11 protein-coding genes and 1 other RNA gene are annotated in these 11,534 nt (G+C 60.6%); 8 read left to right on the top strand and 4 right to left on the bottom strand.

What is annotated here, in order from left to right; translation table 11 throughout:
- Nucleotides 1-10 precede the first annotated feature (10 nt).
- The 4 genes from QUV35_RS11425 to gyrA are packed head-to-tail and all read right to left on the bottom strand — an operon-like array spanning nt 11 to nt 5,756.
- Entirely contained in the window at nt 11-889 is an 879-nt protein-coding gene (locus tag QUV35_RS11425) for a prephenate dehydrogenase/arogenate dehydrogenase family protein (RefSeq protein ID WP_300873843.1), read from the bottom strand.
- Nucleotides 889-1,986: a prephenate dehydratase gene (gene pheA, locus QUV35_RS11430; RefSeq protein WP_300873810.1), complete on the bottom strand. Its 1,098-nt coding sequence runs from the start codon at nt 1,984-1,986 to the stop codon at nt 889-891. Before pheA ends, QUV35_RS11425 begins: the two co-directional genes overlap by 1 nt.
- A gap of 24 nt (nt 1,987-2,010) precedes the next feature.
- Nucleotides 2,011-3,117, bottom strand: a complete 1,107-nt coding sequence (gene serC / locus QUV35_RS11435; RefSeq protein WP_300873813.1) for a 3-phosphoserine/phosphohydroxythreonine transaminase — start codon at nt 3,115-3,117, stop codon at nt 2,011-2,013.
- The gene (gene gyrA, locus QUV35_RS11440; RefSeq protein ID WP_300873815.1) at nt 3,117-5,756 is read right to left on the bottom strand and encodes a DNA gyrase subunit A; all 2,640 of its coding nucleotides are present in this window, start codon (nt 5,754-5,756) and stop codon (nt 3,117-3,119) included. Before gyrA ends, serC begins: the two co-directional genes overlap by 1 nt.
- A gap of 260 nt (nt 5,757-6,016) precedes the next feature.
- On the opposite strand from gyrA, the gene ompA reads away from it, so the two are divergent.
- The 8 genes from ompA to QUV35_RS11480 all read left to right on the top strand — a co-directional run bounded on the left by ompA (nt 6,017) and on the right by QUV35_RS11480 (nt 11,354).
- On the top strand, nt 6,017-6,679 hold the full coding sequence (gene ompA / locus QUV35_RS11445; protein ID WP_300873845.1) for an outer membrane protein OmpA: 663 nt from the start codon (nt 6,017-6,019) through the stop codon (nt 6,677-6,679).
- A 67-nt stretch (nt 6,680-6,746) separates the two neighbouring features.
- Nucleotides 6,747-7,454, top strand: a complete 708-nt coding sequence (gene ubiG / locus QUV35_RS11450; RefSeq protein WP_300873818.1) for a bifunctional 2-polyprenyl-6-hydroxyphenol methylase/3-demethylubiquinol 3-O-methyltransferase UbiG — start codon at nt 6,747-6,749, stop codon at nt 7,452-7,454.
- Between the two features lie 8 nt (nt 7,455-7,462).
- Entirely contained in the window at nt 7,463-8,128 is a 666-nt protein-coding gene (locus QUV35_RS11455; protein WP_300873848.1) for an HAD-IA family hydrolase, read from the top strand.
- Nucleotides 8,129-8,140: 12 nt separating this feature from the next.
- Nucleotides 8,141-8,517, top strand: a transfer-messenger RNA (tmRNA) gene (ssrA, locus tag QUV35_RS11460).
- A 189-nt stretch (nt 8,518-8,706) separates the two neighbouring features.
- Nucleotides 8,707-9,945, top strand: a complete 1,239-nt coding sequence (locus QUV35_RS11465) for an integrase arm-type DNA-binding domain-containing protein (protein WP_300873822.1) — start codon at nt 8,707-8,709, stop codon at nt 9,943-9,945.
- A 3-nt stretch (nt 9,946-9,948) separates the two neighbouring features.
- Nucleotides 9,949-10,449 (top strand): hypothetical protein, encoded by a 501-nt coding sequence (locus QUV35_RS11470; protein ID WP_300873825.1) that lies wholly within the window; start codon nt 9,949-9,951, stop codon nt 10,447-10,449.
- Between the two features lie 74 nt (nt 10,450-10,523).
- Entirely contained in the window at nt 10,524-10,775 is a 252-nt protein-coding gene (locus QUV35_RS11475; protein ID WP_300873827.1) for an AlpA family transcriptional regulator, read from the top strand.
- A gap of 357 nt (nt 10,776-11,132) precedes the next feature.
- On the top strand, nt 11,133-11,354 hold the full coding sequence (locus tag QUV35_RS11480; RefSeq protein ID WP_300873829.1) for a hypothetical protein: 222 nt from the start codon (nt 11,133-11,135) through the stop codon (nt 11,352-11,354).
- Nucleotides 11,355-11,534: the final 180 nt, after the last annotated feature.

Consider the following 11,534-nt stretch of genomic DNA (forward strand, 5'->3'; position numbering starts at 1 on the left):
TCGGGCGGTCTCAGCCCTGCGGCTTGATGGCTGTCATGCGCCAGTGGGCGCGGGCACTGCTGGCCTGATCGATCAGGGCCTCCAGCGCATCCGGGTTGTCGGCGTTGATGGCGGTTTCCAGGGCGTGCAATGCGCGCTGGAACAGACGCGACTGCGCCAGCAGCTCTTCGCGGTTGGACATCAGGATGTCCCGCCAGACCAGTGGATCGCTGGCCGCGATGCGCGTGAAGTCGCGAAACCCCGGGCCTGCCAGCGACAGGAAGTCGGCGGCCTGCTGCTGGCTCTGGATGCCGTTCATCAGGGCGAACGCAACCAGGTGGGGCAGGTGGCTCACCGCCGCATAGGCCGCGTCGTGCGCCTCCGGCGACATCTGCTTGACGTGGCAGCCCAGCGCAGCCCAGACCTTGTGCGCCTTCTCAAGCTGCGCGGTGAGCGTGCGCTCGATCGGTGTGAGGATGACCTGGCGACCCTTGTACAAATCCGCATCGGCGTGCTCCACGCCGGCCACTTCCTTGCCGGCGATCGGGTGGGTGGGCACGAACACGCCCACCTGATCCTTGAGCACACGCCGCGCCGCGTCGATCACCTCGCGCTTGGTGGAACCCACGTCCATGATCAGGACGTCGCCGCGCACCAGGTGCCGGATCGCCTTGAAAGTGGCTTCGGTGGCCGACACCGGCACCGCCAGCAGCACGAGGTCGGCGCCGGAGACAGCCAGCAGGGCAGAAGGTGCCTCCACGTCGATCACGCCCATCTGGCGCGCCCGCTCGGTGGTCGATGGTGATTTGCTGTACCCGACCACGCGCTTGACCAGACCGGCACGCTTGAGCGCCAGCGCAAACGACCCGCCCATCATTCCGCAGCCGATCAATCCCAGTTGTTCAAACATCATTCGTTCACCGGGTACGCGCCCAGGACCTTGTAGAAAGCGCACAGACCCTGCAGCTCCTGAAGCGCTGCGGCAACGTGGGGCTGGGACGGATGGCCGGCAATGTCGATGTAGAAGTAGTACTCCCACTGCCCGGACTTGGCTGGGCGCGACTCGAAACGCGTCATCGAGACGCCGTTGTTCTTCAGCGGCACGAGCAGGTCGTGCACCGCGCCTGGCCGGTTCGGCACCGACACCACCAGGCTGGTGCAATCGCGCCCGGATGCGGGCGGCATCGCCAGCGTCTGCGGCAAGGCGATCACGGCAAAACGGGTGCGGTTGTAGGCTTCGTCCTGGATCGCATGCGAGACGATGTGCAGACCGAACTGGCCGGCAGCGCGCTCGCTGGCAATGCCTGCCCAGGCGGGGTTGGTGGCGGCCAGCCGGGCACCCTCGGCGTTGCTGGAAACTGCCCGCTTTTCGGCCTTCGGCAGGTGTTGCGACAGCCAGTTCTGGCATTGGGCCAGGGCCTGAGGGTGCGCCATGACCACCTCGACGCCATCGAGCGTGTTGAGCTGGCGCAGCAGGTTGTGGCGAATCAGCATGCTCACCTCACCGACCACATGCACGGGCGAACGCAGGAAGAGATCAAGCGATCGCGCCACCACACCTTCGGTGGAGTTCTCCATGCCGACCACGCCGTACTGCGCCGTGCCGGCGGCAGTGGCGTGAAACACCTCGTCGAAGTCGGCGCAGTAGATCAGGTTGGCGGCGCTGCCGAAAAACTCGATGGCGGCCTGTTCACAAAAGGTGCCTTGCGGACCGAGCACGGCCACGCGTTGGGGCGCTTCGAGCGCCAGGCAGGCCGACATGATCTCGCGCCAGATGGCCGCCACGTGCTGGTTCAGCAGCGGGCCCTGGTTGGCGCCCTGGATTTTTTCGATGACCTGGGCCACGCGGTCCGGTCGGAAAAACGGGGAGCCTTCCTGCCGCTTGATCACGCCGACCTCTTCGGCCACGCGCGCGCGCTGGTTGAGCAACGTCAGCAGTTGCTGGTCCAGCGCGTCGATTTGAACGCGCAGGGCCGCCAGGGCATTGGACTGGGTGGGTTGGGTCATGTCTCTGGGTTCTGGAGCCTGCATTCAAGCCCGTGTTTTTTCGAAGTCGCGCATGTGGTTCACCAGCGCCTGCACCCCTTCCAGGGGCATGGCGTTGTAAATGCTCGCCCGCATGCCACCCACCGATTTGTGCCCTTTGAGTTGCAGCAGACCGGCGGCCCTGGCGCCTGACAGGAAAGCGTCGTTCAGGGATTCGTCGCGCAGGAAGAATGGAACGTTCATGCGCGAACGGCAGTCCCGCGCGACCTTGTTGAAGTAGAGCGAGGAGCTGTCGATGAAGTCGTACAGCAGCGATGCCTTGGTGATGTTGCGTTGCTCCATCGCCGCGACGCCGCTCAGGCCGCCCTCCGTCTGGCGCTTGAGCCACTGAAAGGTGAGGCCCGCCATGTAGATGCCGAAGGTGGGTGGCGTGTTGTACATCGAGCCGTTGGCGGCCACCGTCTTGTAGTCGAAGGCGCTCGGGCAGGCGGGCAGGGCGTGACCGAGCAGGTCCTCGCGCACGACCACCAGGGTCAGGCCGGCCGGCCCCAGATTCTTCTGGGCGCCGCCGAAGGCCAGGCCCACGCGCGACCAGTCCACCGTTCGCGACGCGACGTGGGACGAGAAGTCGATCACCAGGGGCGCCCGGCTGCCAAGGGCCTTGAGGTCGGGCAGCTGATGGAACTCGACCCCGTGAATGGTTTCGTTGCTGCAGATGTGCACGTACCGTGCATCCGCACTGAGGGTCCATGACGCCGGTGCCGGCAGGGTGGTGTGGTTCGAGTCGCTGTTGCTGGCGGCCAGCAGCGGCTGCGCATAACGTGCCGCTTCCTTCATGGACTTTTCGCTCCAGCTGCCCGACACCACGAAGTCGACCTTGCCGGCACGCGAGAGGTTCAAGGGCACGATGGCGTTTTCAGCCAGGCCTCCGCCCTGCATGAAAAGGATGCGGAACTCCGGGGGAACGGCGAGCAGCTCGCGCAAGTCGGTCTCTGCCGCTTCGATGATGGCGCTGAATTCCTTGCCGCGGTGGCTCATCTCCATCACGCCCATGCCGCTGCCGTGCCAGTCGAGCATTTCATCGGCCGCTTGCTGAAGCACTTCGACGGGCATGGCCGCAGGGCCGGCCGAGAAATTGAACGGGCGTGCCATCACGCCTCAGGGCCCGGATCGCCCGCCCCGTCCGTCTCCTCGAGCTCTGGAACGTTGGCATCGTTTTCGACAATGCGTTGCAAACCCGAAAGCTCGGCGCCTTCGTCCAGCGCGATCAGCGTGACGCCTTGAGTGGCACGCCCCATTTCGCGTATCTCCGATACCCGTGTGCGCACCAGCACGCCCTTGTCGGTGATCAGCATGATCTCGTCATCGGTGTGCACCAGCGTGGCGGCCACCACCTTGCCGTTGCGCTCGGTCTGCTGAATGGCGATCATGCCCTTGGTGCCGCGTCCGTGGCGCGTGTATTCGGCAATCGGTGTGCGTTTGCCGTAGCCGTTGATGGTGGCGGTCAGCACGCTCTGGTCTTCGTCTTCGGCCACCAGCATGGCAATCACGCTCTGGCTCTCCTCGATCATCATGCCGCGCACGCCGCGCGCGTTGCGCCCCATCGGACGCACATCGTTCTCGTCGAAGCGCACGGCCTTGCCACCGTCGCTGAACAGCATGACATCGTGCTGCCCGTCGGTGAGCGCCGCACCGATCAGGAAGTCGCCCTCGTCCAGGTCCACCGCGATGATGCCCGCCTTGCGTGGGTTGCTGAATTCATCCAGTGCGGTCTTCTTGACCGTGCCCATGCTCGTGGCCATGAAGACGTAGTGGTCGGACGGGAAGCTGCGCATCTCGCCCGTCAGCGGCAGCACGACGTTGATCTTTTCACCCTCCTGCAGCGGGAACATGTTGACGATCGGCCTGCCGCGCGATCCACGCGAGCCGGCGGGCACCTCCCAGACCTTGAGCCAGTACAGGCGGCCCCGGTTGGAAAAACACAGGATGTAGTCGTGCGTGTTGGCGATGAAGAGCTGGTCGATCCAGTCGTCTTCCTTGGTGGACGTGGCCTGTTTGCCCCGTCCTCCTCGTTTTTGCGCCCGGTACTCGGACAAAGGCTGGCTCTTGATATAGCCGCTGTGGCTGAGCGTGACCACCATGTCGGTGGGTGTGATCAGGTCTTCGGTGGCCAGGTCCTGCGCGTTGTGTTCGATCTCGCTGCGGCGCGCGCCCAGCTTGGTCTGGCCGAACTCCTGTTTCACGATGACCAGTTCGTCGCTGATGATGGTCGAGACCCGCTCCGGCTTGGACAGGATGTCGAGCAGATCGTCGATCTCGCCCATGACCTCCTTGTACTCCGCCACGATCTTGTCCTGCTCCAGCCCGGTCAGGCGTTGCAGACGCATTTGCAGGATCTCCTGCGCCTGCGTCTCCGACAATCGATACAGGCCATCGCCACCCATGCCGAACGCCTTCTCCAGACCGTCCGGACGGTAGTCGTCGGCATTGATGACACCACCATCGGCGCGGGTCCTGGTGAGCATTTCGCGCACCAGCTGACTGTCCCATGGGCGGGCCATCAACTCGGCTTTGGCGACCGGAGGAGTGGGCGACTCGCGGATGATGCGGATGAAATCGTCGATGTTGGCCAGTGCCACGGCCAGGCCTTCCAGCACATGGCCGCGCTCGCGTGCCTTGCGCAGGTTGAACACCGTGCGCCGGGTCACGACTTCGCGGCGGTGCTCCAGGAAGACCTGGATCAGGTCCTTCAGGTTGCACAGGCGGGGCTGCCCGTCCACCAATGCCACCATGTTGATGCCGAAGGTGTCCTGCAGTTGGGTCTGTTTGTACAGGTTGTTGAGCACCACCTCGGGCACTTCGCCCCGCTTGAGCTCGATCACCAACCGCATGCCCGATTTGTCGGACTCGTCCTGAATGTGGCTGATGCCCTCGATCTTTTTTTCATGCACGAGTTCGGCGATCCGCTCCTGCAGCGTCTTCTTGTTCACCTGGTAGGGCAACTCGTCCACGATGATCGACTGGCGCTGACCACGGTCGATGTCCTCGAAGTGGCACTTGGCACGCATCACCACCCGTCCGCGGCCGGTGCGGTAGCCGTCTTTCACGCCATTGATGCCATAGATGATGCCGGCGGTGGGAAAGTCGGGCGCTGGAATGATCTCCATCAGTTCGTCGATGGAGGCTTCCGGGTGCTTCAACAGGTGAAGGCAGGCGTCCACCACCTCGTTGAGGTTGTGCGGCGGGATGTTGGTGGCCATGCCCACCGCGATGCCCGAAGAGCCATTGACCAACAAATTGGGTAAGCGCGACGGCAGTACCAGCGGTTCCTTCTCGGAGCCGTCGTAGTTGGGGCCGAAGTTGACAGTCTCCTTGTCGATGTCTGCCAGCATCTCGTGCGAGATCTTGGACAACCTGATTTCGGTGTACCGCATGGCCGCTGCGTTGTCGCCGTCCACCGAACCGAAGTTGCCCTGACCGTCCACCAGCATGTGCCGCAACGAAAAATCCTGCGCCATGCGCACGATGGTGTCGTACACCGCGCTGTCCCCGTGGGGATGGTATTTACCAATCACATCACCAACGATACGGGCCGATTTCTTGTACGGCCGGTTCCAGTCGTTGTTGAGTTCGTGCATCGCAAACAGCACCCGGCGATGCACGGGCTTGAGACCGTCGCGCGCATCGGGCAGTGCCCGCCCGACGATCACGCTCATCGCGTAGTCGAGGTAACTGCGGCGCATCTCCTCTTCAAGACTGATGGGCAGGGTCTCTTTGGCGAACTGTGTCATGGGCAGGGGCTGATGGGCGTCGGGTGGGCCAAAAGGCAACCCGCCATTTTACGGGGCGCGCCATGGCAGATTACCCCGTACTGTTTGTTGTAACCCAACAACGAATGCAGGTGATGCTGGAATTGAGTCCCCGAGGCACCAGAGCCGCCCGTCTGCCGTTTGACGCTTGTGGCACAATGAAATCCAGCGTTTTGAGTGGTGGTCACTTCAAGCGTCTTTTTTTGTACGCAGATAGTCTGCGGCTTACCAAGAGGAAAACCATGAAAAAACTCAACAAAGTGGCAATGCTGATCGCAACCGCCGCCATGGCAACGGCCGCCGGCGCCCAAACCATCGACAACTGGCGCAATGGCACCAGCGATCTGGCCTGGAAAAACGGTACCAACGAACTGTGCTGGCGCGATGCCAGCTGGACGCCAGCAACGGCTGCTGTTGGTTGCGACGGTGCCATCGTTCCGGTTGCAGCTCCCGCGCGCGCGCCCGCACCGGCTCCAGCACCCGCCCCTGCTGCTGCCCCGGCACCAGCGCCTGCCCGCGCTCCGGCCGCCGCTCCTGCTCCTGCTGCATCCAAAGTGACCTACGCCGCCGATGCGTTCTTCGACTTCGACAAGGCCGTCCTCAAGCCCGAAGGCAAAGCCAAGCTCGACGACCTCGCCAGCAAGGTTTCCGGCATCAACCTGGAAGTCGTGATCGCCGTCGGCCACACCGATTCCACCGGTGCCGCTGGTTACAACCAGGCCCTGTCGAACCGCCGCGCCGAAGCCGTGAAGGCTTACCTGGTGAGCAAAGGCATTGAAAGCAACCGCATCTACACCGAAGGCAAGGGCTTGACCCAGCCCGTGGCCGACAACGCCACTCGCGAAGGCCGTGCCAAGAACCGCCGCGTTGAAGTGGAAGTGGTGGGCACCCGCTCCAATCGCTAATCCCTCGGGATTCTCAAGAAAACCGCGCCTTGGCGCGGTTTTTTCTTGGGCTGACGATAATCAACGCATGAACCAAAACCTCAATGCCGATCCTGCAGAATTGGCCAAGTTTTCCGATCTGGCCCATCGATGGTGGGACCCCGAAAGCGAATTTCGACCGTTGCATCAAATCAACCCATTGCGGTTGACCTGGATAGATTCGTTGGCGCGGATCGAAGGCAAACGGGTGCTGGACATTGGTTGCGGTGGAGGCATCCTTTCAGATGCCATGGCCCGCAAGGGCGCGTCGGTCACCGGAATCGATCTCTCCGTCAAGGCCCTCAAGGTCGCACAGTTGCATGCGTTGGAAGCAGGTACTTCCAACGTCGACTACCTTGAGATCAGCGCAGAAGCCATGGCCTTGCAGGAACCTGGTGCTTTTGACGTGGTGACATGCATGGAGATGCTGGAGCACGTGCCTGACCCCTCCTCGATCGTGCGGGCCTGTTCCACGCTGGTCAAACCAGGCGGTTGGGTGTTCTTCTCGACGCTCAATCGCAACCCGAAGTCTTTCCTGTTCGCGATCCTGGGGGCCGAGTACGTCCTTCAATTGCTTCCCAAAGGAACACACGAATACGCCAAGTTCATCAAGCCAAGCGAACTGGCCGGTTATGCACGTGGTGTCGGGCTTGAATTGACCGAGACGCGTGGCATGGAATACAACCCGCTCTCGCGCCGCTACTGGTTGAGCGACGACACCAGCGTCAACTACCTGTTCGCCACCCGCAAGGCATGAATTCCTTGATCTTCAAGGGTGTACGCGCTGTTCTGTTCGATCTGGACGGCACTCTCATAGACAGCGCCCCCGATCTGGGAGCCGCAGCCGACGAAATGCGTCTGCGCAGGGGCCTTGCATCCAAACCGTTGGCAGAGTATCGACCCCATGTGGGTTCTGGGGCGCGGGGCATGCTGCATGTGGCTTTCGGCATGGACGCACAACATTCGAACTACGAGCACTACAGGGAAGAGTTCTTCCTTTTGTACGAAGGCTGCCTGACCCAGCGCACGCGGGCGTTCGATGAGGTCGACCAACTTGTGGCGTCGTTGCTCGAGCGGCGTTTGCTCTGGGGAGTGGTGACCAACAAGGCCCAACGCTTCGCGTTGCCCATCACCCAATCCATGGGTCTGTTCGAGTCGGCGTCCGCCGTGATCTGCGGCGACACGACGCCCCACGCCAAGCCACATCCTGCCCCTTTGCTGGAAGCCGCTCGCCGTTTGTCCTTGCTGCCGACGCAGTGTGTGTACGTTGGCGATGATGAGCGGGACATCCGTGCCGGGCAGGCTGCAGGCATGAAGACTGTCGCAGCCCGATATGGTTACCTGGGCGCTGGAGCCGATGTGGCAACCTGGGGTGCGGACGCTGAAGTTTCTTCGCCGCTTGAGGTCTTGCAATTGCTCGAAACGTCTTAAACTAGCCGACTTGGGGCTGCACTGGTTTCGACGTGGGTTCGGACGCGCAGCAGGGCATGTCGAGGTTCTGTCACCTCGTAAAGCAACAGAAAAAAACCAACTGCAAACGACGAACGTTTCGCACTCGCCGCTTAATCAGCGGTGAGCCTTGCAACAGCAGGCCGATGGGCTGGGCAAGGGGGTCGCAAGACCTCCCGGCTGCAAGGATAATTTCATCGGCTGGCTCTGCGTCGGGCACCTTGGCGCAGAGCGAGACTCAAGGATGCTGGCTTTCCGTTTAGCGTGCCACTGCGCGACTCGGGCGGCGAGACTCAAATCAGACGGCTACACATGTAGAACTGCTCGAAGAAGGCTTGCGGACGGGGGTTCAAATCCCCCCAGCTCCACCATCACTCTGTTTAAAGGCCGCTAAGTTTCACCACTTAGCGGCCTTTTTCCTTGAAAAACATCACTCTTCTGTTCCAAGGGCTGACAGGAAGCGGTATTGACAGCCAGATATAGCCGGGGGAACATCGGGGGCATGTGTTCCCCCAAAAGCCAATCGGGGGTAGTTTTGTTCCCCCAAGAGGTTCCCCCGTATGTTGACCGATGCCGCTTGCAGAGCCACTGCCTGCCCACCTGACAAAGCCAGAGCGAGGTTCCCCGATGCTGGGGGGCTTTACCTTGAGGTCAGCCCTGCTGGCTCTAGACGCTGGTTCCTGAAGTACCGCAAGGATGGCAAAGAGATGCGGCTGGCGCTCGGTAGCTACCCCGAGATCAGGCTGGCCGATGCAAGGGCAAAGCAGGCCGAGGCAAAGGCACTCAAGCGCAAGGGGGTAGACCCCATTCATGCCAAGAAGGTGGCCAAACTCCACTCCAGCGCACAGGCTGACGATACCTTCGAGGCCGTGGCCCGCGATTGGCACTCCAGGCAGCTTACCAAGTGGTCAGAGGTACACGCTAAGACCGTTTTCAGGCGCATGGAGCGGGATCTGTTTCCATGGATAGGCAAACGTCCGATGGCCCAGCTACACGCTATGGAACTGATGGCAGCGCTGCAAAAGATAGAAGACAGGCAGGCCATCGAGACAGCACACCGGGTTTTGGATATCGCCAGACAGGTTTGGGACTACTGGTTGCCCACGGCCCATGCAGAACAGCGCAACGTCACCGAAGGGCTGAAGGCCCGGCTAAAGCCTTATCACGCCAAAAACTTTGCAGCCATCCTAGACCCCAAGCGCGTGGGCGAGATGATGAGAGCCATCAAGCACTACAAAGGCGGGGTGGTGGTCAGAGTGGCCCTCCAGTTGACGCCCATGCTTTACCAGCGTCCCGGCAATTTGCGAATGATGGAGTGGGGAGAGCTTGACCTATCGGCGGCAACGTGGACGATTCCAAGCGCCAAGATGAAGCGCACTGTTCAAGAAAAAGCGGACGGTGAGGCCCATGTTGTCCCGCTGCCCACTCAGGCCGTGGCGCTGCTGGAAGGGCTGAAACCCATTACTGGGCACGGTCGATACGTTTTCCCCGGCGAGCGTAGCCATGACCGCCCAATCAGCGACAACACGGTCAGAAGCGCTCTCTATGCGATCGGCTTTGGAGAAGAGCAGAAGCCGCATGCATTCAGGGCAGTCGCCAGGACGCTGCTGGTGGACGAACTGGGCCTTGACCCCCTGATGATTGAAGCCAACCTCGCCCATGGTGCGAGAGACAGGTTAGGGCGTAGCTACAACCGCACCCAGTACCTCAAGCAGCGTTTTGAGATGGTGCAGCAGTGGGTCGATTACTTGGACAAGCTGGCCGCTGGTGGTGAGGTTCTCGAATTTAAGAGGGCGTGAGCGATGGACAAAGTTAACCGCCAAAAGTTGGTACTCAGCGACCTAGACCACGTGGAGTTTTGGGACAACTGGCGCGAGGCTGGCCTGGCCATGGGCATAACGCCAAACCCAAAGCGGCTGGACGAGTGGGGCCAGTACATGGAGAACGCTATCACCAACTTCGAGGCCGAAAGCCTGTTCATAGCGTTTGAGAAAGCTGATATGAAAGGCTGGACACGGTACGTTCAAGCTCACCCGCCCAGCCCCGAGGCTTTAGCCGTTTTGGTTATTTTGGGGCTGGAGAAATTTTTAGCCCAGAAAGGGCGTGTGGCGGGACTCGAATCTGGCGTTGCAAGGCGAAAAAATATGCGCTGCACACCGGAAGCGGTGGAAAGGTTGTATCAACAAGAGCTGGACGCTGGCACGGAGAAGCGCAACATTGCGGCGAAGTTGGCAGCCCGTTTAAAAGTCACGCCACACCACATCCGCAACCTGCTAAGGCAAGCAAAAGACAAACGTGACTGAACCGGGTTCACTTTTGAATCCGCTTGTCTACTCCACTTATCGCAACAACCGCCAAGGCGGGATAGGGAGTATTCATGAATATCTGGCGCTTAGAGACCTGCAAGGCAGCAACTGGGTACCGCTCGACTGCGAGCATCTACAGCTTGATGAAAAAGGGGCTTTGGCCCAAGCCCGTTAACATCAACGTCCGCTCGGTGGGCTGGCCCGATGGCGAGATCTTGGCCATCAATGCCGCTCGGATTGCTGGTCAGACAGATGATCAGATTCGCGAGCTTGTGCTGCGCTTGCACGCAAGGCGTAGCGAACTGCTGCAGGTGGCAGCATGACTGCTACCAATCCCGACATCATCAGCCAAAAATAAAACCGGGTAGCGCGTCCACGCTACCCGGCTCATCACTTCAAATGCTGACGTGATTTTAACGGTTTGATGCTGTTCGCGCTAACTCGGGTTTTCTTCAACGAAAGACCTATCAATGAAAACGTCCGCGCGACAACGCGCCTTAGATTGGCAGATCAATCCACTGCGTGAACACTTATGCTCAATATGTGGTGCTCAAGGCCCAGTCCTAACAGTCGGTGACACCGATGTTATGCACACACGTTTCGCAGTCCGATGCCATCACCACATAGAGACTAGCCCACGATTAAAAAAATACTACGCAGTGATTCAAAGTGTGGTGGGTATGAACGAAGATCAACTCTGGTTCCGTGAAAACCCAGGCAGAACTACTCGCTACCGGCTATCTAGGGCTGACGAAAAAATTGTAGGAATGCCAATGCTGGTGCGGATCAAGCCCGATGGTTTTTGTGGGCGCATCATGCTGATCGGTGCTGCTATCAACAAGGATGCGACCGACGCAGAGTTAGCGGCAATTTATGACGCGCGAAGGGCGGTATTTCAATGATCGCCTTTTCAATCGTAAACGCTCGAAAACCAGCCATCGTCAGCAAGACCTTTCGCTTGGCTAACGGTAAGGTAATCAAAGAAACAGCCGCTGACATCTACGCAGGACAAGTCAACATCACTACGGTTAGGGATGGTGTTCAAAACCCCGTGTAGTTCCCGATGGCGTGAAGGCCAGCGA

It is taken from the genome of Hydrogenophaga sp. (genome assembly GCF_030373225.1).
In the GTDB taxonomy this organism is placed as follows: Bacteria; Pseudomonadota; Gammaproteobacteria; order Burkholderiales; family Burkholderiaceae_C; genus Hydrogenophaga.

What these genes read in the sequence shown, in the direction of transcription:
- QUV35_RS11480 (WP_300873829.1), top strand. Translation starts at nt 11,133, where the DNA reads ATGAACGAAGATCAACTCTGGTTCCGTGAAAACCCAGGCAGAACTACT.
- QUV35_RS11475 (WP_300873827.1), top strand. Translation starts at nt 10,524, where the DNA reads ATGAATATCTGGCGCTTAGAGACCTGCAAGGCAGCAACTGGGTACCGC.
- QUV35_RS11425 (WP_300873843.1), bottom strand. Translation starts at nt 889, where the DNA reads ATGTTTGAACAACTGGGATTGATCGGCTGCGGAATGATGGGCGGGTCG.
- QUV35_RS11470 (WP_300873825.1), top strand. Translation starts at nt 9,949, where the DNA reads ATGGACAAAGTTAACCGCCAAAAGTTGGTACTCAGCGACCTAGACCAC.
- gyrA (WP_300873815.1), bottom strand. Translation starts at nt 5,756, where the DNA reads ATGACACAGTTCGCCAAAGAGACCCTGCCCATCAGTCTTGAAGAGGAG.
- pheA (WP_300873810.1), bottom strand. Translation starts at nt 1,986, where the DNA reads ATGACCCAACCCACCCAGTCCAATGCCCTGGCGGCCCTGCGCGTTCAA.
- serC (WP_300873813.1), bottom strand. Translation starts at nt 3,117, where the DNA reads ATGGCACGCCCGTTCAATTTCTCGGCCGGCCCTGCGGCCATGCCCGTC.
- QUV35_RS11465 (WP_300873822.1), top strand. Translation starts at nt 8,707, where the DNA reads ATGTTGACCGATGCCGCTTGCAGAGCCACTGCCTGCCCACCTGACAAA.
- ubiG (WP_300873818.1), top strand. Translation starts at nt 6,747, where the DNA reads ATGAACCAAAACCTCAATGCCGATCCTGCAGAATTGGCCAAGTTTTCC.
- ompA (WP_300873845.1), top strand. Translation starts at nt 6,017, where the DNA reads ATGAAAAAACTCAACAAAGTGGCAATGCTGATCGCAACCGCCGCCATG.